We start from the raw sequence: 22,391 nt of genomic DNA, 5'->3' as shown, positions 1-22,391 counted from the left end.
CCTTGTTGAGCAAGATGTCAGAACCATCCTGCAACGCCCATCGGGGCAATGGACAGCAACATACCGTGATTATTCAGCGGAAAAAGTGATCCTCTCGATATTTCTGAAACTATGTTTCATTTTTATAGAAAGGTTATTTTGTATTTGCGCGAGCATCAACCTTTTTGCCCGTAATAGGCATTGGCGCCATGTTTGCGCAGCCAGTGTTTATCCAGCAATGTCTGCTGCATTGCCGGTAAGTCTGGGGTAAGTTGTTGACTGAACAACGCCATGTAGGCGACTTCCTCCAGCACCACTGCACTGTGAACCGCATCTTTGGCGCTTTTGCCCCAGGCGAAAGGCCCGTGGGAATGAACCAGCGCAGCAGGAACGGCCAGCGGAGCGATATCCCGCTCACGCAGCGTTTCGATAATCACCTGCCCGGTTTCCCATTCGTAGCGGTGCGCAATTTCTTCATCGGTCATCATACGCGTACAGGGAATCGGGCCATAAAAATCGTCGGCGTGTGTGGTGCCCCAGGCGGGAATATCGCGTCCAGCCTGCGCCCAGATGGTCGCGTGGCGCGAATGCGTATGCACGATGCCGCCAACATCTGGCCAGGCCAGGTAGAGTGCCCGATGCGTATCGGTATCGGATGAGGGACGCTTATCGCCTTCGACAATTTCTCCGGTTTCCAGCGCCACAACCACCATATCGTCGCGCTTCATGGCATCGTAACTCACGCCGGAGGGTTTGATAACCAGCAACCCGCGCTCGCGATCGATAGCGCTGACGTTGCCCCAGGTAAAGGTCACCAGATTGTGTTCAGGCAGCGCCAGATTGGCTTCAAGTACCTGCTCTTTGAGTTCTTCCAGCATAATCTTTCCATCCACCCTTTTGTAAATGCACTATTGTTATTGGGCTGGCGCGGTAAAGGTATGGAAGCGCTGGCTGATTAGATAGCGCGATCTGGCTGATAAGCTGGTTTTGTGTAGTGAATTAGGAGTTTTTAACCTGTTGTAACTTTTGGTAGTGCCTATAATTAATCAAGGCAATTGAACCTTGGGTGATTATTAGCGCCCTTATTTTTAATAAGTACAATTGCTGTTCCTGACGTAAACAGACGATTGGAAATCAACCAGATTCTGCCGCAACAACGGCAAAACAGGGATGTGTTCCGATCTAAAATAAACGGTCAGCGAACCTGAGACGCGGAGCAACCCGACTATACTTAAAGGGTTTCCTCTGTGAGCAACAATTAAGGAGAAGTAATTATGACTAACAATGCAAAACACATTTCCGCTACCGTGCTGGCTGTTGTCGTTGCCCTGTCTTTAACCGGCTGCAGCAACTGGTCTAAACGCGACCGTAACACAGCAATCGGTGCTGGCGCTGGCGCTATTGGCGGCTCGGTTCTGACTAACGGCAGTGGCCTGGGTACTATCGGCGGCGCGGCTGTCGGCGGGATTATTGGTCACCAGATCGACTAAACTTTAATATAATTATAATTCAAGGCTACGCAGCGCATCTACCCATACGACAAGGCCGTTCACTGAACGGCCTTGTTTTTTTCATCCGCCAGCCAGTTTGACCTTAAATCCTTTCGCTTCCAGCAGGCTTTTTAATTCATCGCGTTTGTCGCCCTGAATCTCAATAAGGCCCTCTTTTGCTGCCCCGCCGCAGCCGCACTTTTTCTTTAGCTCAGCCGCCAGCTTATTAAGCCCGTCATCATCCAGATCCAGGCCGGAGATAATGCAAACTCCTTTGCCTTTACGTCCGCTGGTTTGGCGCTGAATACGCACAATACCGTCGCCTTTAGGGCGTGGGGCTTTGATTTCCGGCTGAGTAATGCGGCCGCTGTCAGTGGAATAAACCAGCGGGTTATCTTTACTCATGCTTCCTCCTGCAGTGAAATCAGAATAGCCTGTAGCGTGGCGGCCGGATCGGCTGACTGGGTGATCGGGCGTCCAATAACCATATAGTCAACGCCTGCCTGCTGTGCCTGAAGCGGCGTCATAATACGCCTCTGATCGCCCGCCTCGCTGCCGGCAGGACGTATGCCTGGCGTAACCAGTTTAAACTCCTGGCCAAACTGCTGCTTAAAGGCAGAGGCCTCATGTGCCGAACAGACCACGCCATCCAGCCCGCACTGTTGCGTCAGACGCGCCAGGCGCGCGGCATATTCTGCCGGCGTTGCCGTGATGCCCAGATCCTGCAGATCGGCGGCTTCCATACTGGTCAGCACCGTTACCGCAATCAGCAGCGGCGCATCCTTACCAAAAGCGGTCAATGCTTCACGGGCGGCATTCATCATACGCGCCCCGCCGCTGGCGTGTACGTTAACCATCCACACCCCCAGATCGGCGGCGGCGGCCACCGCATGCGCAGTGGTATTGGGAATATCATGGAATTTCAGATCGAGGAAAACCTCAAAACCACGCTGATGCAGATCGCGGACAAACTGAGGTCCGAAAAGCGTGAACATCTCTTTGCCCACTTTTAAACGGCAGCTGGCAGGATCGATACCATCCACGAAGGCCAGCGCACGGTTACGGTCAGCGTAATCAAGCGCGACCAGAACAGGCGAGTCAATACGGTTTTGAGGTTGAGACATGTCTATTCCTTCAACAATGAGGCACCGCACGGCGCAGGAGAAAACGGCAAGCATTCTACCTGCCACTGGCGGCGGAAAACAGCTTTAAGCTGCAGCAAACAGGGCCAGAATCGACCTGACAGGCAAATTATCCGCGCTGTAAAGGGAGTCTGCTGCTATTGAGCTTTAAGTATGTTGTAACTAATAACAGCAAGATAACCCGCTGTAAAACAGGTTACCGCAATGGTGGTTTGATTATTGGCCATCCAGCCCGCGTATGGGTTTAACCGTTGACCAGGCCCGACAGGAAGGACAGTGCCAGTAGAGCGCGTGTGCCGTAAAGCCACATTTTTGACAGCGATAGCGTGGCTTGGTGCGGATCTGCTCGCCTACCATATCACGCAGCACCATCAGGCTCTCTTTGGCTCGGCCATCTTCCGCCTCATGCAGATGGAAATCCATCAGGCGATGGAAAACGCGCATGGTAGGATGCCGCTGCAGCTGGCGGTTAATATAAACCTGCGCCACATCTGCACCCTCTTCGCGCTCCAGAATATCTGCCAGATAAAGCTCAGCCAGCGCGCCGGTGTTTTCTTCCACGCAGCGGCGCAGATAATCAGCCCAGGCGTGCGGCTGCCCCAACTGTTGATAACAGCTCTCCAGCATATCGAGCGTTTCGCTGACCAGCTCTTTATCCTGTTCAATCACGCGTTGCAGATGACCCGCGGCTCGGGCGTAATCACCCTTCGCCATAAAAATACGCCCCATCATGATGGAAACGCGCGCGCTCTGACGGTCGGCCGCCTCCCCTTTTTTCAGCAGGCTAAGCGCCCGGTCAAGGTCGTCGCTGCCCATCGCCAGTAATGCCAGCTCGCAGTAGAAGTGCGCAATTTCTATCTGATGATGACTTTTACCGAGCTTAACCAGCCTTTCAGCAACGTCTATCGCTTTTTGCCATTCGCTGGTGGCCTGATAGATAACCAGCAGCTGCTGGAGCGCGCTGAGACGAAAATCGGTTTCGTCAGTGAGCTGTTCGAACATCTCTTCAGCCCGGTCATACAGCCCTGCCGCCATATAGTCGCGGCCCAGCTGCTGTACCGCCAGCAGACGTTGTTCGTAGCTCAGGGAGGCGCTCTCCATCAGGGACTGATGGATGCGTATCGCGCGATCCACTTCACCGCGCGAGCGGAAAAGATTGCCCAGCGTCAGGTGCGCTTCCACCGTGCCGCTGTCCTCTTTCAGCATATCGAGGAAAAGATCGACCGCTTTATCCTGCTGGTTTGACAGCAGAAAGTTTACGCCGGTCACATAATCGCGTGACAGACGATTAGCCTCTTGCTGCTTATCCTGCTGCGCACTTCTGCGCCCCATGTACCAGCCATAGGCAGCGGCCACGGGCAGTAACAGAAACAGCAGTTCCAACATCGGGAGTTATTCCTTGACCACAGGCGGATGTGACGGAGTCACGTTGTCGGTCTGAACGGTTTGCTGCTGCAGACGCTTGAGTTTACGCTGTGCATTCGCCAGTGACACGCGCACCCGCAGCCAGAAAAGACCACAGATTGCCCAGCCCAGTACAAACCCTGCACCGAACAGCGAGGCCAGTAAGGTAGAGATACGGTATTCGCCCTGGGCAATCAAAAAGTTGAATGAGACAACCTGGTCATTATGCGCGCCAAGCGTCACGGAGATGATGAATATCACCAGAACCAGTAAAAAGATCAGTAAATATTTCACATTTCGTCCTGTAATTCGGTGTAAGCCAAAGGATTATGCCAAAAATGTTATAAGGATGCTTGCTGAGATAGTGGCTTTACTCGCTATCTCAGCAAAAATCTGTTTTCTTACTGAGGTTATGGGGCCGAAAAGGCGCATTGCAATCATGATTCTTTATCCTGCTCGCGCCGGGCAATCTCCTGATGCTCATCAGGGGGAATGGTCAACGGGCCACACAGGCGCTGCGCCAGCCAGCAAGCCAGTGTCACCAGCAGCCAGCTAATCCAGGTAGCGACCAGCAGATCGCGCGGCCAGTGCATCCCCAACAGCACCCGACTTCCCATAACGGCAACGGCCCAAATCATCAGGATTGTCACGGTCTTGCGGTGGCGGCGCGGCCAAAGCAGCCCCACGCCCAGCAGCGCCCAGCTGGCAGCAAACATGGTATGCCCCGACGGAAAGGCAAACCCTGTTTCAAATGCCCAGTGACGCTTCAGCCACTGCGGAATATGGTTATCATTCGCCACTAAACGCGTCACCATCTGGCCGCGCGCCTGGCGATCCAACTGATAAAACTCATCGCCGGGAATGCCATGCGTTTTTTCCAGCCACACCACATAGGGACGTGGCTCCTGTACCCGCGCCTTAATAAAAGATTTCGTATATTGCCCGGCCAGAATCGCGGCGATCATAATCACCAGCAGAAACAGCGCGGGTTTTAAACGAAAGCGCAGACACCATAAAAACCAGGCGCACAGTATCGCGCTGGTGAGGATCCCCCATGGCCGCGTCACGGTTTCCGTCATCCAGAACAGCAAACGTAAACCTAATCCGCTGGCGCCTGGCTGCCACTGCCAGTGGGAAAGCCACATCAATAGCGGCATTATCGACAGTAACAGAGCGCCAAAGGCCGTGCGTTTTGCTATTTCCAGCATGCTGCTTCCTTGTCGTTAATAAATATTCAAGCGAATAGCCTTTAATAATAGCTTACAAATGAAGAACATAACCATGAATACTTAGATAATCGTGCGTTATCACATTAATCGTCGTGACGTATTACCCGTACGCAGACGGGTTATGGCAAAATAGACGCCATGTTTTCGGTCAGCCTGACCAACAGGCGCTACCTTGATGATAGCGCAACCTAATATGGTTCTGGAGAGTCACATGCAGCTTAAACGGGTGGCAGAAGCTAAACTGCCCACGCCCTGGGGCGATTTCCTCATGGTGGGATTCGAAGAATTGGCTACCGGCCACGACCACGTCGCGCTGGTATTTGGTGATGTTAATAACAATGAAGCCGTACTGGCGCGTGTGCATTCTGAATGCCTGACCGGCGATGCGCTGTTCAGCCTGCGCTGCGACTGCGGTTTCCAGCTGGAAGCTGCCCTGAACGCCATTGCTGAAGAAGGCCGTGGCGTTCTGCTTTATCATCGTCAGGAAGGCCGTAATATTGGCCTGTTGAATAAGATCCGCGCTTATGCGCTGCAGGATAAAGGCTACGATACCGTTGAAGCGAATCACCAGCTGGGATTTGCCGCCGATGAGCGTGATTTTACCCTGTGCGCCGATATGTTTAAGCTTCTGGGCATTGATGAAGTGCGGTTATTAACCAACAATCCACGCAAGGTGGAGATTCTGAGCGAAGCCGGGATCAATATTGTTGAGCGGGTGCCGTTGATTGTGGGGCGTAATCCCAAAAATGCGCACTATCTGGACACTAAAGCAGAGAAAATGGGCCATCTGCTGCCCAAATCCTGATAAGTCCGCCGGGCATTCCGTCACATCATGTGTGTATCGATGAATGCCCGGCGTCTGGTTAATTCAGCATATTACGAATCACATAATGCAATATGCCGTCGTTCTGGTAATAGGTCAGTTCATTGCCGGTATCGATACGGCAGCGCGTATCCAGCTCTTCCCTGCTGCCGTCCGGGCGCGTAATGGTCACTTTCACCGTACCGCCGGGCTGTAAGTCACGCAGATTTTCAATATCAATCAGCTCTTCACCACTCAGGTTTAACGTTTTTCGTGTTACGCCCTGCGGAAACTCCAGCGGTAAAATGCCCATACCGATCAGGTTGGAACGGTGAATACGTTCAAAGGATTCACAGATAACCACCCGAACGCCAAGCAGACGCGGTCCTTTCGCTGCCCAGTCGCGGCTGGAGCCGGAGCCATACTCTTTACCTGCAATCACCGCCAGCGGCACGCCCTGCTGCTGATAAACCATCGCAGCGTCATAAATCGACATCTGCTCGCCATTCGGCACTACACGCGTGATCCCGCCTTCCACTCCCGGCACCATTTCATTGCGAATACGAATATTGGCAAATGTACCGCGCATCATAACCTCATGGTTACCACGCCGTGAGCCATAAGAGTTAAAGTCACCACGCTCCACGCCTCGCTCAAGCAAATAGCGACCCGCGGGACTTTCCGCCTTGATGCTGCCTGCCGGAGAGATGTGGTCGGTTGTCACCGAGTCGCCCAGCATTGCCAGAATGCGCGCGCCTTTAATGTCCTGCACCGGCTTCGGCGTTTTTTCCATATCATCAAAGAAAGGCGACAGGCGGATGTAGGTTGAGCCTTCATCCCAGTCGTAGGTGGCTGCCTCACTGACTTTGATCTGCTGCCATTCCGGCGTGCCATCAAAAACTTCGGAATATTCCTTCAGGAACATATCGCTGGAAACCTGCTGTACCGCCGCGGTGATTTCATCAGGCGTTGGCCAGATATCACGCAAATATACCGGCTTGCCGGTTTTATCCTCTCCCAGCGGCTCGCTCTGAAGGTTGATATTCATATTACCCGCCAGCGCATAGGCAACAACCAGCGGCGGTGAAGCCAGCCAGTTGGTTTTGATCAGCGGATGAATTCGGCCTTCAAAGTTACGGTTGCCCGAAAGCACGGCACCGACCGTCAAATCGCCCTGTTTGATTGCGCTTTCAATATTCTCCGGCAGCGGTCCTGAGTTACCAATACAGGTAGCGCAGCCGTAGCCCACCAGATTAAAGCCAAGCTTATCGAGATAAGGGGTCAAACGCGCGGTAGCCAGATAATCGGATACCACTTTGGAACCGGGCGCCAGAGAGGCTTTCACCCAGGGCTTGCGCTGCAGACCGAGCGAGACCGCTTTTTTTGCCAGCAGGCCGGCAGCCATCAACACGCTTGGGTTGGAGGTATTGGTACAGGAGGTAATGGCAGCGATAGCCACTGCGCCGTCGGTTAAATCATATTCCTGCTCACCGTCACGGTAAGTAACCGCATGATGGGCTTTTTGCGCACGATTCACTTCCAGCTCGTAACTTTGCTGGAAAGCCTGCGGCACGTCGCCCAGGGAAACGCGATCCTGCGGACGCTTTGGACCAGCAAGGCTGGCTTCCACTTCATTCATGTCCAGGGCCAGGGTACTGGTAAAGATCGGCTCCTCACCCGGTTCGCGCCATAATCCCTGCGCCTTAGCATAGGCTTCTACCAAAGCAGCCTGTTCGCTGCTGCGGCCGGTAAGTTTCATATAGCCGATGGTGACATGATCAATAGGGAAAAAACCACAGGTAGCGCCATACTCGGGTGCCATATTAGCGATGGTGGCGCGATCCGCCAGCGGCAAATCATCCAGCCCGTCGCCATAAAACTCTACAAACTTGCCGACAACACCATGTTTACGCAGCATTTGCGTTACGGTCAGCACCAGGTCAGTGGCGGTAATGCCTGCACGTAATTTTCCCGTCAGCTTAAATCCCACTACGTCCGGGATTAGCATCGATACCGGCTGACCCAACATCGCCGCTTCCGCCTCAATACCGCCAACGCCCCACCCTAACACGCCAAGGCCGTTGATCATGGTGGTATGAGAATCGGTGCCGACTAAGGTATCGGGATAAGCGACACGCTTGCCATCCTGCTCTTCATGCCACACAGCCTGGCCTAAATATTCCAGGTTAACCTGATGACAAATGCCGGTGCCGGGCGGCACAACGCGGAATTTATCGAAAGCCTTTTGCCCCCAGCGCAGAAAGACGTAGCGCTCGTGGTTACGCTCCATTTCCAGTCGGACATTTTCTTCAAAGGCATTATCATCCCCGAAGCGGTCAACGGTCACGGAGTGGTCGATAACCAGATCAACTGGCGAAAGCGGATTTACTTTCGCTACATCGCCACCCAGACGCTTAACCGCTTCGCGCATGGCCGCCAAATCAACCACAGCGGGGACGCCGGTAAAATCCTGCATCAGTACACGTGCAGGGCGATAAGCGATTTCACGATCGGCATGGGCGCTTTTTTGCCAGTCGGCAAGCGCCTGAATATCATCAGCGGTAACGGAACTCTCATCCTGCCAGCGTAGCAGGTTTTCCAATAATACTTTCAGTGATTTGGGTAAACGGGAGAGATCGCCCAGCTGCTGAGCGGCACGTGGAAGACTATAAAAATGGTAGCGTTGCCCATCTACATCCAGCGTGTCCTGACTTTTATCGCGCAGGGATAACGACATAGCTCCTCCTTTTTATAATGCGCTTAATAACCCGATGCTTAACAAGGTCTGTGTTAAACATAGTACAAACTGTGATTAACGTTTTTATAACAACACGAATCGACACATTGACAGGAAAAAACAGGAAACAGCAAGGCGGAAAATGGAAACGTACAGTGGGAAAAGAAAAGCAAAACGCCCCGCAGTAAACAGACGGGGCGTTTAGACGGAAAGCCAGAGAGAGAAATAACTTATTGCATTAAAAGCCAGGCAGCGGCCATCCAGACTAATAAAGAATAGACGGAAGCGCTAAACAACGGAAAAAAGGTAATATTCATTAGGCACCCTCTCAGGTCGATTTCCGACCAATAAGTCACTGAACACGGAATCTATTTAAAAACATTAATAGATTCTACCGAATGCTGTAATTGGTTAATTTTATCGGGCGAAGTACAGTGCCCCGATCGGTTTGCCGATCAACAGAAAGGTCGAAATGAATAATTATTTTATTATTTTAGATAAATACGAATAGTTATGGTTTATTTATTGTTGTTATCTAGCATCAATTCAATAAAACTGCGCTGCGCGTCATTGAGATTCCATGATTCCGGAATCGTCGCTTTATCCTGTACTTTGGATTTACAGCTGGCGGTTTTTAATTTGCGAACCGGCTGCGTTTTAAGCGGCAATGCTTGTTCCCACATAATTAACTCCAGATTTGCCAAACCATTAAGGCAACAACAGTCCAGAACAGGCCACACGCTGCAAATACTGCCAACCAGGCTTTGCGACGGATGCTGCTGCCACTTTTTGCCACCTTAGTGGCATTACCCTGTACGCCAGGTTGTATTGAAATTCTCATAGCCATAGTTTTTGATAATCACTCTCATTAAAACGATTGGTAACTTCAATTAGCTTTTAGGAGAAATCCTAAACATTTTAAGACCAAAAATCCAGCTATTTTTGTTGAGTTAAACGATAAGTACAATTTATCGTTCATTAAATTTCGTATTAGCAAAGCTTAACTTCACCCCCCTTTTTTAATCTTCCTTTAACTCAAATTGCAGTAAGAAAATAATTTAACGATCCAGTTAATACTTGAGAAAACTTTTCTGAATCCCCTACTGGCTGCTGTTACGCGTTTGATTTAACTTGAGTATGAGAATTGTCCTGGCGGTGCACAAAATTCCCCGCATGAAAATGTGTACTGTTTCTCATTTAATTAATAACAATTGAAAAACATGTGATGAATGTTTCATTTACAGAAAAATGATCCTAAAGATTCCAAAATTTGTGCAATTAGCTGGTATTAAAGACAAAAGGCCGCAGCAGCGGCCTCAATTCCATCTAATTAATAAGGTTATTCTATTTAAAAGGCAGGCGGATATCTTTAAACATGGCTTCAATATCTTCATTTGAGCGTAGCGCCACTGCTGTATCAACCACGTCTCGCGTCAAATGCGGCGCAAAACGTTGAATGAAATCATACATATAGCTACGCAGGAAGGTACTGCGACGAAACCCAATTTTGGTGGTGCTGTTTGTGAAAATATCTGCGGCTTCAATACGAACCAGATCGGGATCGGCTACCGGGTCAACCGCCATACTGGCGATAACACCCACGCCCAGCCCAAGCCGCACATAGGTTTTAATCACATCTGCATCGGTAGCCGTAAAGACAATACGCGGCGTCAGGCCGGCACGATTGAACGCCGTATCCAGTTCTGAGCGACCGGTAAAGCCAAAGGTGTAGGTTACCAGCGGATATTCCGCCAGCTCTTCAATGGTGACATCGCTTTTTCCCGCCAGCGGATGATCGGGCGTGACCACAATGGCGCGATTCCAGTGGTAGCAAGGCAGCATGATAAGATCGTCATACAGATGCAGTGCTTCAGTAGCGATAGCGAAATCCGCGTTCCCTTTGGATACCGCTTCGGCAATCTGGGTTGGCGACCCCTGATGCATATGCAGCGAAACGCGCGGGTAACGCTCGATAAAGCCTTTGATTACGCCAGGAAGCGCATAGCGCGCCTGCGTATGCGTGGTGGCGACATACAGCGAGCCTTTATCGGGCCAGGTGTGTTCACCGGCCACTGATTTGATGGCGTCGACCTTAGAGAGTACTTCACGCGCAATGCGGATAATCTCTTCGCCAGCAGGCGTGACCTGGGTCAGATGTTTACCGCTGCGCGCAAATATCTGAATGCCCAGCTCATCCTCCAGCATACGCACCTGCTTACTGATACCTGGCTGCGAGGTATAAAGCCCTTCCGCAGTCGATGAGACATTCAGATTATGATTAACTACTTCCACGATGTAACGCAGCTGTTGCAATTTCATAGTTGTTTATCCCGGATAAAGTACGCACTAAACCCGCGCGCGACCCGGGAAAATTCTCAGGAAAAGGCGCCTGGCGGGCGAGTTATTGCGACAGGAAATATCAGAATTACTGCTATAACAACTATAACATTTTTGTGTTTGATGTATAGCTTTTAGCTATAAGCAAAACAAAAAGAAAAGGCCAGTCAAAGACTGGCCCTGAGGCGGTAGCACAAATTTAACTGTAGCTTCGCGTTTCTTTTCTATTAGCGCTGAGTAACAGTAAAAAAAATGCGGCTTATTTTTCTGTTACGCGCCATGCGCCGTCAACGTAAAAAGCTGACCAGCCGGTGGCTTTGCCCTCTTTTTCGGAGCTGACATACTGCTGCCTGGTTTTACGGCTAAAGCGTACCAGCGTTTTGTTTCCTTTATCATCCGTAGCGGGCGCATCGGCAAGATAACGCAGCTTTTCCGGTAACCGATCGCGGAAGCGTTGCAGTTCTTCCACCAGCGGCGCACGGGTTTCACGTGATTTCGGGAAAGTATTGGCTGCCAGGAACACGCCTGCCGCACCGTCGCGCAGCACAAAATAGGCGTCCGATTTCTCACAGGGCAGTTCCGGTAGCGGCACCGGATCTTCTTTTGGCGGCGCAACTTCGCCATTACGCAGAATTTTACGGGTGTTCTTACACTCGTCATTGGTGCAGGCCATGTATTTACCAAAGCGCCCCATTTTCAGGTGCATTTCGGAACCACACTTTTCGCACTCAACAATCGGCCCGTCATAGCCCTTGATACGGAACTCGCCCTGTTCAATCTCATAACCATCGCAGCTGGGGTTATTACCACATACGTGCAGCTTGCGATGATTATCAATCAGGTAGCTATCCATCGCGGTACCGCACTTCTGACAGCGACGACGCGCACGCAGCGCGTTGGTTTCCGCATCATCCCCTTCCAGAATATTCAGAACTTCATTTTCCGGGATCAGGTTAATGGTTTGCTTACAGCGCTCTTTCGGCGGTAAAGCATAGCCGGAACAGCCAAGGAAGACGCCGGTGCTGGCGGTACGAATACCCATTTCACGACCACAGGTCGGGCAGTCGATGGACGTCAACACCATCGGGTTGGGCTGCATGCCGCCCTCTTCCGGATCTTTTTCCGCCTGGTCCAGCTGTTTGCTGAAATCAGCGAAGAAATGATCCAGTACCGCTTTCCATTCGGCCTGAGCGTTGGCGACCTGATCAAGGTTATCTTCCATATGCGCGGTAAAATCATAGCTCATCAGATCGCGGAAATTCTCTTCCAGCCGATCGGTAACAATTTCACCCATTTTTTCCGCATAGAAGCGGCGGCTTTCCACGCGTACGTAGCCACGGTCCTGAATGGTCGAAATAATCGATGCATAGGTAGAAGGACGACCGATACCGCGTTTTTCCAGCTCACGTACCAGCGAGGCTTCGCTGAAGCGCGCTGGCGGCTTAGTAAAGTGCTGGCTTGGATTCAGCTGCTGCAGGCTCAGCTCATCGCCAATCTCAATGGCTGGCAGAATGCGATCTTCATCGCCTTTGCGCAGCGCAGGCATCACTTTTGTCCAGCCGTCAAAGCGCAGGATGCGCCCTTTGGCTTTCAGTTTAAAATCGCCAGCCGCTACCGTCAGCGTGGTGGAATCATACTGCGCCGGCACCATCTGGCAGGCAACAAACTGGCGCCAGATAAGCTGATAAAGCTTCTGGGCATCCGCTTCCATATCCTTCAGCTGTTCGGCCTGAATGGACACGTCAGAGGGGCGTATCGCTTCGTGCGCTTCCTGAGAGTTCTCTTTGCTGGCGTAGGCGTTGGCCGTTTTCGGCAGATATTTATCGCCAAAATTTGATTCGATATAGCCGCGTGCCATCGCAACGGCATCCTGGCTCAGGTTAGTAGAGTCGGTACGCATATAGGTAATATGGCCCGCTTCGTACAAACGCTGCGCCAGCGCCATGGTTCTTTTAACGCCAAAGCCCAGGCGGGTGCTGGCTGCCTGTTGCAGCGTAGAGGTAATAAAAGGCGCGCCCGGCTTGCTACTGGTTGGCCGGTCTTCGCGATCTTCTACGCGAAAACGCGCTTTTTCCAGCAGGCTAACCGCCGCCTGCGTCTGTTCTTTATTAACCGGTCGGAATGGTTTCTCACCCTGATGAGTCACCTGCATCGGCAAGTCACTGCCCTTCGGCGTAGTGAGATCAGCGCTTAACTCCCAATATTCTTCCGGTACGAATGCTTTGATTTCACGCTCGCGTTCCACCACCAGCCGTACGGCAACGGACTGAACACGACCAGCGGACAACCCACGGGCGATCTTTTTCCACAGCAGCGGGGAAACCATGTAACCCACCACGCGATCCATAAAACGGCGGGCCTGTTGAGCATTCACGCGCTCAATATTGAGCTCGCCTGGCTTATCAAAAGCCTGACGAATCGCATTTTTGGTGATTTCGTTAAACACCACGCGACTGAAGCGTTTGTCGTCGCCGCCGATCACTTCCCGCAGGTGCCAGGCGATGGCTTCCCCTTCGCGGTCAAGGTCGGTTGCGAGATAGATATGATCGGCTTCCTGCGCCAGCGCTTTCAGTTCAGCAACAACTTTTTCTTTACCGGGCAAAATTTGATAGTCAGCTTTCCAGCCGTGCCACGGATCGACGCCCATACGGTTAACCAGCGCCGTCTTTTCGTCTTTCTTCGCTTTTTTGGCTGGCTTAGCGTCAGCGCTCTTTTTCACCGTCGAGCCACTAGTCGGCAAATCACGTATATGACCCACGCTGGACTTAACCACGTAGTCTTTACCGAGATATTTATTAATCGTTTTGGCCTTTGCCGGGGACTCGACTATTACGAGAGCTTTACCCATATTTACCTTTACCTGATGAATACGTCCGAATGTAATGATGGCGTTTTCCAGCGTTGCCAGTCAGCGTGTCAACCTATATGAGCGAATCAGAAAGAATTCAACCTGGCCTGATTTGAAGCAAGCAACCTAATATACGACAGCTTATGGTACTGATTAGCAGGCGATTTTAGCCGGAACCCGACGCTCATTGCTACCTGCGTAAAGCCATTTTTACGCCCGGACACTGAAACGCCCACACTGTACCTGATAAAATCGGATACGCAACTTAATTAGCATCTCGCCTGGTTTTACGCCACTTTTGGCGATTTTTCCCGCCGCCAGAATAACCATACTTAATTTGCGGATAGCGACGTCAGGCCAGTAATATAGAAGAGAATTATAATCTGTCAAAATGGGGTTAAATAATGAACGCAAAAACGGTCGCACTATCTCGCAGAGAAATACTCGAAAAAGCCAATGCGCTGATCCGTGAACATGACGATTATTTTGCCGGTATCGAAGCCACCGAAGTGGAACAAAATGGTCAGCTGTTGATTTTTCGCGGCGACTATTTTTTGGATGAAAACGGGCTGCCCACCGCTAAAAGCACGGCGGTATTTAACATATTCAAAGCGCTGACGGTGGGACTTTCAGAGAAATACCATCTGGCCGATTAACGCCCGGTCCAGCCGGGCGTGAGGGCGTTACAGCAGCGGCTTGTCGCCACGCTGCCACAGTTTCAGCAGCTGATGAGCGGCACTGTCGGCGGCGCTTTGCGTAAAGCGATCCATCAGCTTTTTACGGCGTATGTAACGCACGCTGACTACGCTGAAATGCTCCATGCGTTCGATAATAAGATCGTCGCTGGTTCCCAGCCCATCAATCAGCTGTTTTTCCAGCGCCTGACTGCCATACCAATGTTCACCGGTCGCCACCCGATCGATATCTAATACCGGGCGCATTTGCTGAACAAACTGTTTAAACAGCAGATGCGTTTCATTGAGATCTTCGCGAAACTTATTACGTCCCTGCTCGGTATTTTCGCCAAATAAGGTCAGCGTACGCTTATATTCTCCGGCGGTGTGCAGTTCCACATCAATATTGTTGCGCTTCAGCAAACGATTGAAGTTTGGCACCTGTGCCACCACGCCAATCGATCCAATAATGGCAAAAGGTGCGGCAATAATGCGATCGGCGACGCAGGCCATCATATAGCCGCCGCTGGCAGCGACTTTATCTACCGCTACCGTTAAGCGAATATTTTTTTCCCGCAGGCGCTGCAACTGCGAAGCCGCCAGCCCGTAGCCATGCACCACACCCCCCGGGCTTTCCAGCCGCAGCAGCACTTCATCCTGCTCACGCGCCACCGCCAGCACTGCAGAAATCTCTTCCCGCAGCGAGGTGACCTCACCGGCATCCATGCTGCCCCTGAAGTCCAGAACATACAGCACAGGTTTATGCTCTGCGTCGGGCAGTCCCTGCTTCGCCCGCTGCTTAGCCGTTTTCGCTTCCTGCTTCTGCTTTTTCTTTTCCGCTTTCTGACGCAGCTTTTGCTCCTGCGGCGGCAGTAACGCCAGCAGCATCGCTTTTTTCATTTCACGGTAGCGCTCGTTAAGCTGAGTGACCTGCAGCTGCCCGCTTTGCCCGCGCTTACGTTGCGTAACGTTAACCAGTATCAGGGCAATCGCTGCCACAGCAACCACAACGGTAACGATTTTTGCTAAAAATAGTGCATAGGAGAACAGTAAATCCATTCGATCCGCCTTTGTTGATGTCCTTTTGAAACCAGAGCGTAGTGTAGCCGAGTCGGCCTGCTTCGTCGCCTGTAAAGCGGCTCGCCGGGGGGAAATGGGCGCTGCGACATTGAACTGGCGATATTTTTCAGGCATAACTCCTGCTTAGATCTTCTCAGCCCCGTGCTGAACCCTTACTCGCCGAGGAAGACGTTTTGCATTATCAACCGAAAAGCGATCTGCTTGATCAACGAATTATCCTTGTTACCGGTGCCAGCGACGGTATTGGACGTGAAGCGGCGCTCACCTACGCGCGCTATGGCGCGCAGGTTATCCTGCTGGGGCGCAATGCAGAAAAATTGCAGCGCGTCTGTGATGAAATCAGCGCACTGGGCAAAGCGACGCCGCTGATACGTGTTCTCGATCTGGCTACGGTGACGTCGGAGAGCTGCCATCAGTTCGCCAGTGAGCTGGCGCAGCAGGTACCGCGCCTGGATGGTGTGCTCCATAATGCCGGTCTGCTGGGCGAAATCGTGCCGCTTGCCGATCTTGCGCCAGAGATATGGCAACAGGTGATGCGCGTCAATGTCGATGCCACTTTTTTCCTGACCCAGGCGCTACTGCCGCTGCTGCTGAACGCAGAGTCGGGTTCGCTGGTTTTCACCAGTTCCAGCGTTGGCCGTGTGGGTCGCTCTGGCTGGGGCGCTTACGCTGTATCAAAGTTTGCTACCGAAGGCATGATGCAGGTGCTGGCGGAAGAGTATAAAAATCGTAATCTGCGGGTTAACTGCATCAATCCTGGCGGTACCCGCACCAAAATGCGCGCCAGCGCCTTCCCGGAAGAGGATGCGGACAAGCTGAAAACGCCAGCGGAAATCATGCCTATCTATCTTTATCTGATGGGCGACGACAGCCGCCGCAAAACCGGTATCAGCTTTGATGCACAGCCGGGACGCAAACCAGGACCGGCAGAATAATGGCCGCGCAGGATCGTCACCAGCAGCGGCAGCAGCGCCTGAAAGAACAGGTTGACGCCCGCATCGCCGCCGCCAGCGAAACCCGTGGCATTCTGATGGTGTTTACCGGCAACGGCAAAGGGAAAACTACCGCCGCCTTTGGTACCGCAACGCGGGCGGCAGGACATCAGAAAAAGGTTGGCGTGATTCAGTTTATCAAAGGCGAGTGGCCCAACGGTGAGCGTAACCTGCTGGAAGCACACGGTGTTGAGTTCCAGGTTATGGCAACCGGGTTTACCTGGGAAACGCAGGATCGCGCGGCGGATACCGAGGCCTGCCTTGCCGTCTGGCAGCATGCGCTACGTATGCTGCAGGATCCCATGCTCGATTTGGTCATTCTGGATGAAATAACTTACATGCTCAGCTTCGATTACCTTCCGCTGGCAGAGGTTATCGCTGCGCTCCAGCAGCGCCCCGCTCATCAAAGCGTGATTATTACCGGGCGCGGTTGCCACCGCGATATTCTGGCGCTGGCGGATACGGTCAGCGAGATGCGGCCGGTTAAACATGCCTTTGATGCCGGTATCCAGGCGCAACAGGGCATCGACTGGTAGAAAAAGAAAAGGCATCCCAAGGGATGCCTTTTCATACGCTTTCCGCGTTAACGCTTAACCGCGTTTAGGGCTTTCGCCGCGCTTTGCCGGACGACGATTGCCGCTTACCTGCGTATGGCGCTTCACTGCGCGACGGATCTGGTTCGCCTTGGTACGACGACGATCTTTTTCTACCGGCACCTTGCTGATGGTTTCCGGCGGCAATTCTACCAGCTCACGCAGATAGTTAACCGGCTGCAGATCCAGCTCGGTCCAGCCGCCGCGCGGTAACCCCTTGGGTAACGTGATATCGCCGTAACGTACGCGAATCAGACGGCTTACCTGAACGCCAACGGCTTCCCACAGACGACGAACCTCACGGTTGCGCCCTTCGGTCAGGGTAACGTTGTACCACTGGTTGATCCCTTCACCGCCGCTGAACTTAATGGTACGGAACGAGGCCGGACCATCTTCCAGCTGTACGCCCAGGCTCAGCTGACGGATTTTTGCATCATCAACCTGCCCGAATACGCGTACCGCATATTCACGTTCAACTTCACGGCTGGGGTGCATCAAACGGTTAGCCAGTTCGCCATCGGTGGTAAACAGCAACAGACCGCAGGTGTTGACATCCAGACGCCCTACGGCAATCCAGCGCGCACCGCGCAGGCGTGGCAAACGATCGAATACCGTCGGACGCCCTTCGGGATCGTTGCGGGTACAGAGCTCGCCTTCCGGCTTGTAGTAAGCCAGTACGCGGCAAACCTGCTGGTTGGATTCACTAACGGAGACGACATGTCCATCAATACGGATTTTTACCGTGGCGTTGGGTTCGATACGATCGCCTAGCGTCGCCAGTTTGCCGTCTACGCTAATGCGCCCGGCAGAAATCATGGTTTCTATTTCACGACGAGAGCCATGCCCGGCCCGCGCCAATACTTTTTGTAACTTTTCGCTCATTGAGCTGCCTCACTGTCGCCTTCACAGGCGTCGTTTATTGCTTCTGTCACGGCGTGGCGAGCCATAACCTGAAAGGAGGGATTGCGCTGAGTCCGCCTTTTTATGCGACCCCGTGCAATGTGGCCGCACAGTATACATGAAGTTTACCGACTTGCCCGTGTTTCCTGTACGCGCACTTTCAGAGCGGATTTATAGCGCTGCTGATGGCTTTCCATCCGCAGCCCTCTTCTCCCGCTGCATTGACCGGCGCTTAACGCCGGTCAGGGTTTAGCGGAAAGGGCGGATGTCGCCGACCCCTTCCCGAATGACCTCTGGCGTATCGCTGGTTAAGTCAATCACCGTGGTCGGCTGCTGTCCCAGCGTGCCGCCGTCAATAATCAGATCCACCAGCTTGCCGATACGATCTTCAATCTCTTCCGGGTCAGACTCGGTAAAGTCATTGCCGGGCAGCATCAACGAGGTTGACATCATGGGCTCATTCAGCGCCTCCAGCAGCGCCAGCGCCACCGGATTAGAGGGCACGCGCAGGCCAATGGTTTTACGCTTGTCATTCATCAAACGACGCGGTACCTCTTTGGTCCCTTTCAGGATAAACGTGTAGTTGCCCGGCGTGTTGTTTTTAATCAGCCGAAACGCGCTGTTATCCACATGCGCATAGGTTGACAGCTCAGAAAGATCGCGGCAAACCAGGGTAAAATTATGATTGCCATCCAGCTGACGAATACGGCAGATACGCTCCATGGCGTTTTTATCTTCCAGCCGACAGCCCAGCGCATAGCCTGAATCGGTAGGATAAACAATCACACCGCCTTTATTCAGCGTATCAACGGCCTGGCCAATCAGGCGCGGCTGTGGATTGTCGGGATGAATATGAAACATCTGACTCATAGCTAACCTCTTATCACCTTTCCGTGGAGGGCATTAATACCGGAAAGCGGGACCATACGGCTTCCACGCCGCCCGGCAGCCACAGCTTTTTACCCAGCTCAATCCACGGACAGGGTTGATGAAAATCAGAGCCCTGCGACGCTGCCAGCTGATATTCCTGTGCATAGCGTCCCAGTTGGCTGCGTTCGTTTGGCGGTTGCTGGCACTGCGCCACCTCCATAGCGTCGCCCCCAATTTCGGCGAAATGGGCGATCAGGCGTTTCAGCCATTTGGCTGATAAACCATAACGCCCCGGGTGCGCCAATACCGCATAACCACCGGAATGATGAATAGCATCAACGGCTTGTTTAATTGTACACCATTGTGGCGGCACGTAGCCGGTTTTGCCGCGCGCCAGATAATGTTTGAATACCTGGGCCATATTGTCGGCTTTACCCTGGGCAATTAGCCAGCGGGCAAAGTGGCCGCGCGTGATCGCCCCGCCTGCTGCTAACGTCAGCGCGCCTTCAAGCGCGCCTGGGATCCGCGCCTTTTCCAGCCGCTCGGCCATAAGCCTGGCGCGCGCCATGCGACATTCACTCTGCCCGGCCAGAAATTCGGTGATGACCGGGTGCGCGGGATCGATCCCTAATCCTACAATATGAATTTCATGGTTCTCCCACAGTGTGGAAGCCTCTACGCCATCAATCAAATGCAGTGGCAGCGCCTGCTGATTAATCGCTTCTCTGGCGGCGGCTAAGCCGGCCACGCTATCGTGATCGGTAATCGCCAGTACGCCAACGCGCATTTCAACGGCGCGCAACACCAGTTCCTGAGGGGATAACAGACCATCCGATGCGCGGGTATGGCTGTGTAGATCGTAAATGGGAAAGGCGCTTATTGGCGTGGTTGCGGTCAAAATAACTCCTGAAAAACATAAAACGTCGACGCATCATAACGGATTAACCGCTATATAAAAAAGTATTGACAATTAACCCCTGAACCCGTTAACTAGTACACAAGTTCACGCGGGGGTATCCATGATGATGTTTAAGCATAAATTGATGATGGGATGGTGGCGCGCTTCTGCTGAAGGGCGACGATGTCACGCATCTGTAATGATCACATGCTGATACCTGAGCCCGCCGATGCGGGCTTTTTTTTGAGCGATTTTAGAGAACCGATTATGTTGAATGCAAAACCTGGATTGAAAGTGATTACCGGCTCGGCCCCCTACCGTGAAGATCCCGCTGCGGTTTTCCATCAGCTGTGCGGCGCCCGTCCGGCTACGCTGCTGCTGGAATCGGCGGATATTGACAGTAAACGTAACCTGAAAAGCCTGCTAATTGTTGACAGCGCGCTGCGCATTACCGCCCTCGGCAACCGCGTTACCGTACAGGCGCTTTCGGAAAATGGCCGTCAATTGCTGCCGCTGCTGGATGCGGCGTTGCCCGTTGAGGTAAGCAATCAGCACCGTCCCGATGGTCGCGAGCTGCTGTTTCCTGAAACAGGCGGCACTCAGGACGAGGATTCCCGGCTGAAATCCCTGTCGGTTTTTGATGCGCTGCGCCTGATTGTCCAGCTGGTGGACGCGCCGCAGGATGAGCGCGAGTCGATGCTGCTCGGCGGACTGTTCGCCTACGATTTAGTAGCCGGCTTCGAGCCGCTGCCCGCCTTACGAAATGAGCAGCGCTGTCCGGATTATTGCTTCTATCTGGCCGAGACGCTGCTGGTGCTGGATCATCAGCATCAGAGCGCACGTCTGCAGGCCAGCCTGTTTGCTCCCTCTACCGATGAATTCCAGCGCCTGCAGCGCCGCATTCATCAACTGCATGAACAGATGTTACAGCCTCCCCAGCCGCTGCCGGTACAGCGCGTTGAGCAGATGACGCTGAGCTGTAGCCAGAGCGATGAAGAGTATTGCGAGGTGGTACGCAATATGCAGCAGGCGATCCGTGTCGGCGAAATTTTTCAGGTGGTGCCGTCACGCCGCTTCTCTCTGCCCTGCCCGTCGCCGCTGGCGGCTTACGAAACGCTGAAAAACAATAATCCCAGCCCCTATATGTTTTTTATGCAGGATCGCGATTTCACGCTGTTTGGCGCTTCTCCGGAAAGCTCGTTGAAATATGACGCCGCCTCACGCCAGATTGAAATCTATCCAATTGCCGGTTCGCGTCCGCGTGGTCGCCATGCCGATGGCTCGCTGGATCGCGATTTAGACAGCCGCATTGAGCTGGAGATGCGAACCGACCATAAAGAGCTGGCAGAACATCTGATGCTGGTTGATTTAGCGCGTAACGATCTGGCGCGCATCTGCGAGCCCGGCAGCCGCTACGTCGCCGATCTGACCAAGGTGGACCGCTATACCTTTATTATGCATTTGGTTTCACGCGTAGTGGGCACGCTGCGCCAGGATCTGGATGTGCTGCATGCCTATCGTGCCTGTATGAATATGGGCACCCTGAGCGGCGCGCCGAAAGTACGCGCCATGCAATTGATTGCCGGTGCGGAAGGCACGCGGCGCGGCGTATACGGTGGCGCCGTCGGCTATTTCACCGCCAGCGGCGACCTGGATACCTGCATTGTGATCCGTTCGGCTTATGTTGAAGATGGCATCGCTACCGTTCAGGCGGGGGCTGGCGTGGTGCTGGACTCACAGCCGCAGGCCGAAGCGGATGAAAGCCGCAATAAAGCGCGCGCCGTTTTGCGCGCCATCGCCACCGCTCATCATTGCCAGGAGACGTTCTAATGGCTGATATTCTGCTGCTCGATAATATCGACTCTTTTACCTACAACCTGGTCGATCAGCTACGTACCTTTGGTCACCGCGTGGTGATTTACCGCAACACTGTGCCGGCCGATACCCTGATTGAGCGCCTGCAACAGATGGAAAACCCGGTGCTGATGCTATCGCCTGGCCCTGGCGCACCGGCTGAGGCGGGCTGTATGCCTGAGCTGTTACAGCGTCTGCGCGGTCGCCTGCCGATTATCGGTATCTGCCTGGGCCATCAGGCGATTATTGAAGCTTACGGCGGTCACGTTGGTCAGGCCGGTGAAATTCTGCACGGTAAAGCCTCCGCTGTTACCCATGATAACCAGGCGATGTTTGCCGGACTGAGTAATCCGCTGCCGGTCGCGCGTTATCACTCGCTGGTAGGCAGCAATACGCCTGACGAACTGACTATCAACGCCACGTTTAACGAGATGGTGATGGCCGTGCGCCACGATGCTGACCGGGTATGCGGCTTTCAGTTTCATCCGGAATCAATTCTGACCACGCAGGGCGCGCGCCTGCTGGAACAAACTCTGGCCTGGGCGCTGGCATAAGCTAAGGA

General features: G+C 53.1%; 22 protein-coding genes and 1 other annotated feature. Of the genes, 7 read left to right on the top strand and 15 right to left on the bottom strand.

The genetic code is table 11. The features are described 5' to 3' along the window. Positions 1-155: 155 nt before the first annotated feature. Positions 156-857, bottom strand: coding sequence for an L-ribulose-5-phosphate 4-epimerase (araD, locus tag B1H58_RS16875; RefSeq protein ID WP_085071615.1), 702 nt, complete (start codon positions 855-857; stop codon positions 156-158). Between the two features lie 396 nt (positions 858-1,253). On the opposite strand from araD, the gene osmB reads away from it, so the two are divergent. Further along, positions 1,254-1,469, top strand: a complete 216-nt coding sequence (gene osmB / locus B1H58_RS16870; protein ID WP_085071614.1) for an osmotically-inducible lipoprotein OsmB — start codon at positions 1,254-1,256, stop codon at positions 1,467-1,469. A gap of 81 nt (positions 1,470-1,550) precedes the next feature. On the opposite strand, the gene yciH is transcribed toward osmB, so the two are convergent. From yciH to pgpB, 5 genes are all read right to left on the bottom strand, one after another. Beyond that, the gene (gene yciH, locus B1H58_RS16865; RefSeq protein WP_085071613.1) at positions 1,551-1,874 is read right to left on the bottom strand and encodes a stress response translation initiation inhibitor YciH; all 324 of its coding nucleotides are present in this window, start codon (positions 1,872-1,874) and stop codon (positions 1,551-1,553) included. Next, positions 1,871-2,593, bottom strand: a complete 723-nt coding sequence (gene pyrF / locus B1H58_RS16860; protein ID WP_085071612.1) for an orotidine-5'-phosphate decarboxylase — start codon at positions 2,591-2,593, stop codon at positions 1,871-1,873. The genes yciH and pyrF overlap by 4 nt, the downstream gene beginning before the upstream one ends. Positions 2,594-2,827: 234 nt before the next feature. Further along, positions 2,828-3,997: a lipopolysaccharide assembly protein LapB gene (gene lapB / locus B1H58_RS16855; protein WP_085071611.1), complete on the bottom strand. Its 1,170-nt coding sequence runs from the start codon at positions 3,995-3,997 to the stop codon at positions 2,828-2,830. A gap of 6 nt (positions 3,998-4,003) precedes the next feature. Continuing rightward, positions 4,004-4,309 carry a LapA family protein gene (locus B1H58_RS16850; protein ID WP_085071610.1) on the bottom strand — a complete coding sequence of 102 codons (306 nt, stop codon included), beginning with the start codon at positions 4,307-4,309 and terminating at the stop codon, positions 4,004-4,006. Between the two features lie 143 nt (positions 4,310-4,452). Beyond that, entirely contained in the window at positions 4,453-5,223 is a 771-nt protein-coding gene (pgpB, locus tag B1H58_RS16845) for a phosphatidylglycerophosphatase B (protein WP_085071609.1), read from the bottom strand. Positions 5,224-5,455: 232 nt separating this feature from the next. Between pgpB and ribA the strand changes: the two genes are divergently transcribed. Next, positions 5,456-6,049, top strand: a complete 594-nt coding sequence (gene ribA / locus B1H58_RS16840) for a GTP cyclohydrolase II (RefSeq protein WP_085071608.1) — start codon at positions 5,456-5,458, stop codon at positions 6,047-6,049. 58 nt (positions 6,050-6,107) lie between these two features. On the opposite strand, the gene acnA is transcribed toward ribA, so the two are convergent. The 5 genes from acnA to topA all read right to left on the bottom strand — a co-directional run bounded on the left by acnA (position 6,108) and on the right by topA (position 13,968). Continuing rightward, the gene (gene acnA, locus B1H58_RS16835) at positions 6,108-8,783 is read right to left on the bottom strand and encodes an aconitate hydratase AcnA (protein ID WP_085071607.1); all 2,676 of its coding nucleotides are present in this window, start codon (positions 8,781-8,783) and stop codon (positions 6,108-6,110) included. 518 nt (positions 8,784-9,301) lie between these two features. After that, entirely contained in the window at positions 9,302-9,466 is a 165-nt protein-coding gene (locus tag B1H58_RS20725) for a hypothetical protein (RefSeq protein ID WP_157130202.1), read from the bottom strand. A gap of 2 nt (positions 9,467-9,468) precedes the next feature. Continuing rightward, positions 9,469-9,624 carry a YmiA family putative membrane protein gene (locus B1H58_RS16830; RefSeq protein WP_418304129.1) on the bottom strand — a complete coding sequence of 52 codons (156 nt, stop codon included), beginning with the start codon at positions 9,622-9,624 and terminating at the stop codon, positions 9,469-9,471. Between the two features lie 503 nt (positions 9,625-10,127). Then, the gene (gene cysB, locus B1H58_RS16825; RefSeq protein ID WP_085071605.1) at positions 10,128-11,102 is read right to left on the bottom strand and encodes an HTH-type transcriptional regulator CysB; all 975 of its coding nucleotides are present in this window, start codon (positions 11,100-11,102) and stop codon (positions 10,128-10,130) included. Between the two features lie 277 nt (positions 11,103-11,379). Next, complete coding sequence (gene topA, locus B1H58_RS16820; protein ID WP_085071604.1) at positions 11,380-13,968, bottom strand: type I DNA topoisomerase; 2,589 nt, start codon at positions 13,966-13,968, stop codon at positions 11,380-11,382. A 404-nt stretch (positions 13,969-14,372) separates the two neighbouring features. Between topA and B1H58_RS16815 the strand changes: the two genes are divergently transcribed. After that, positions 14,373-14,624 carry a DUF2498 family protein gene (locus B1H58_RS16815; RefSeq protein ID WP_085071603.1) on the top strand — a complete coding sequence of 84 codons (252 nt, stop codon included), beginning with the start codon at positions 14,373-14,375 and terminating at the stop codon, positions 14,622-14,624. Positions 14,625-14,651: 27 nt separating this feature from the next. On the opposite strand, the gene sohB is transcribed toward B1H58_RS16815, so the two are convergent. Beyond that, positions 14,652-15,701 (bottom strand): protease SohB, encoded by a 1,050-nt coding sequence (gene sohB / locus B1H58_RS16810; RefSeq protein ID WP_085071602.1) that lies wholly within the window; start codon positions 15,699-15,701, stop codon positions 14,652-14,654. A gap of 194 nt (positions 15,702-15,895) precedes the next feature. Between sohB and B1H58_RS16805 the strand changes: the two genes are divergently transcribed. Further along, entirely contained in the window at positions 15,896-16,657 is a 762-nt protein-coding gene (locus B1H58_RS16805; RefSeq protein WP_085071601.1) for a YciK family oxidoreductase, read from the top strand. Then, positions 16,657-17,250, top strand: coding sequence for a cob(I)yrinic acid a,c-diamide adenosyltransferase (cobO, locus tag B1H58_RS16800; protein WP_085071600.1), 594 nt, complete (start codon positions 16,657-16,659; stop codon positions 17,248-17,250). The genes B1H58_RS16805 and cobO overlap by 1 nt, the downstream gene beginning before the upstream one ends. A 54-nt stretch (positions 17,251-17,304) precedes the next feature. Here cobO and rluB read toward each other — a convergent pair whose 3' ends face one another. From rluB to rnm, 3 genes are all read right to left on the bottom strand, one after another. Then, complete coding sequence (rluB, locus tag B1H58_RS16795) at positions 17,305-18,189, bottom strand: 23S rRNA pseudouridine(2605) synthase RluB (RefSeq protein ID WP_085071599.1); 885 nt, start codon at positions 18,187-18,189, stop codon at positions 17,305-17,307. Positions 18,190-18,456: 267 nt separating this feature from the next. Beyond that, positions 18,457-19,077: an L-threonylcarbamoyladenylate synthase gene (locus B1H58_RS16790; protein ID WP_085071598.1), complete on the bottom strand. Its 621-nt coding sequence runs from the start codon at positions 19,075-19,077 to the stop codon at positions 18,457-18,459. Positions 19,078-19,090: 13 nt separating this feature from the next. Further along, the gene (gene rnm, locus B1H58_RS16785) at positions 19,091-19,975 is read right to left on the bottom strand and encodes an RNase RNM (RefSeq protein ID WP_249776132.1); all 885 of its coding nucleotides are present in this window, start codon (positions 19,973-19,975) and stop codon (positions 19,091-19,093) included. A 148-nt stretch (positions 19,976-20,123) separates the two neighbouring features. Next, positions 20,124-20,220 (top strand) — a sequence feature (Trp leader region). Positions 20,221-20,242: 22 nt separating this feature from the next. On the opposite strand from rnm, the gene B1H58_RS16780 reads away from it, so the two are divergent. Next, positions 20,243-21,805 (top strand): anthranilate synthase component 1, encoded by a 1,563-nt coding sequence (locus B1H58_RS16780; RefSeq protein ID WP_085072350.1) that lies wholly within the window; start codon positions 20,243-20,245, stop codon positions 21,803-21,805. Continuing rightward, positions 21,805-22,383, top strand: a complete 579-nt coding sequence (locus B1H58_RS16775) for a glutamine amidotransferase-related protein (RefSeq protein WP_085071596.1) — start codon at positions 21,805-21,807, stop codon at positions 22,381-22,383. The genes B1H58_RS16780 and B1H58_RS16775 overlap by 1 nt, the downstream gene beginning before the upstream one ends. Positions 22,384-22,391 lie beyond the last annotated feature (8 nt).

It is taken from the genome of Pantoea alhagi (assembly GCF_002101395.1).
In the GTDB taxonomy this organism is placed as follows: domain Bacteria; phylum Pseudomonadota; class Gammaproteobacteria; order Enterobacterales; family Enterobacteriaceae; genus Mixta; species Mixta alhagi.
The sequence above is the reverse complement of the archived record's forward strand: the minus strand, read 5'-3'. Positions and strand labels throughout refer to the sequence as shown.

Excerpts from the sequence above, each read along its gene's own strand:
- araD (WP_085071615.1), bottom strand. The coding sequence starts at position 857 with ATGCTGGAAGAACTCAAAGAGCAGGTACTTGAAGCCAATCTGGCGCTG.
- osmB (WP_085071614.1), top strand. The coding sequence starts at position 1,254 with ATGACTAACAATGCAAAACACATTTCCGCTACCGTGCTGGCTGTTGTC.
- yciH (WP_085071613.1), bottom strand. The coding sequence starts at position 1,874 with ATGAGTAAAGATAACCCGCTGGTTTATTCCACTGACAGCGGCCGCATT.
- pyrF (WP_085071612.1), bottom strand. The coding sequence starts at position 2,593 with ATGTCTCAACCTCAAAACCGTATTGACTCGCCTGTTCTGGTCGCGCTT.
- lapB (WP_085071611.1), bottom strand. The coding sequence starts at position 3,997 with ATGTTGGAACTGCTGTTTCTGTTACTGCCCGTGGCCGCTGCCTATGGC.
- pgpB (WP_085071609.1), bottom strand. The coding sequence starts at position 5,223 with ATGCTGGAAATAGCAAAACGCACGGCCTTTGGCGCTCTGTTACTGTCG.
- ribA (WP_085071608.1), top strand. The coding sequence starts at position 5,456 with ATGCAGCTTAAACGGGTGGCAGAAGCTAAACTGCCCACGCCCTGGGGC.
- acnA (WP_085071607.1), bottom strand. The coding sequence starts at position 8,783 with ATGTCGTTATCCCTGCGCGATAAAAGTCAGGACACGCTGGATGTAGAT.
- B1H58_RS20725 (WP_157130202.1), bottom strand. The coding sequence starts at position 9,466 with ATGTGGGAACAAGCATTGCCGCTTAAAACGCAGCCGGTTCGCAAATTA.
- B1H58_RS16830 (WP_418304129.1), bottom strand. The coding sequence starts at position 9,624 with ATGAGAATTTCAATACAACCTGGCGTACAGGGTAATGCCACTAAGGTG.
- cysB (WP_085071605.1), bottom strand. The coding sequence starts at position 11,102 with ATGAAATTGCAACAGCTGCGTTACATCGTGGAAGTAGTTAATCATAAT.
- topA (WP_085071604.1), bottom strand. The coding sequence starts at position 13,968 with ATGGGTAAAGCTCTCGTAATAGTCGAGTCCCCGGCAAAGGCCAAAACG.
- B1H58_RS16815 (WP_085071603.1), top strand. The coding sequence starts at position 14,373 with ATGAACGCAAAAACGGTCGCACTATCTCGCAGAGAAATACTCGAAAAA.
- sohB (WP_085071602.1), bottom strand. The coding sequence starts at position 15,701 with ATGGATTTACTGTTCTCCTATGCACTATTTTTAGCAAAAATCGTTACC.
- cobO (WP_085071600.1), top strand. The coding sequence starts at position 16,657 with ATGGCCGCGCAGGATCGTCACCAGCAGCGGCAGCAGCGCCTGAAAGAA.
- rluB (WP_085071599.1), bottom strand. The coding sequence starts at position 18,189 with ATGAGCGAAAAGTTACAAAAAGTATTGGCGCGGGCCGGGCATGGCTCT.
- B1H58_RS16790 (WP_085071598.1), bottom strand. The coding sequence starts at position 19,077 with ATGAGTCAGATGTTTCATATTCATCCCGACAATCCACAGCCGCGCCTG.
- B1H58_RS16780 (WP_085072350.1), top strand. The coding sequence starts at position 20,243 with ATGTTGAATGCAAAACCTGGATTGAAAGTGATTACCGGCTCGGCCCCC.
- B1H58_RS16775 (WP_085071596.1), top strand. The coding sequence starts at position 21,805 with ATGGCTGATATTCTGCTGCTCGATAATATCGACTCTTTTACCTACAAC.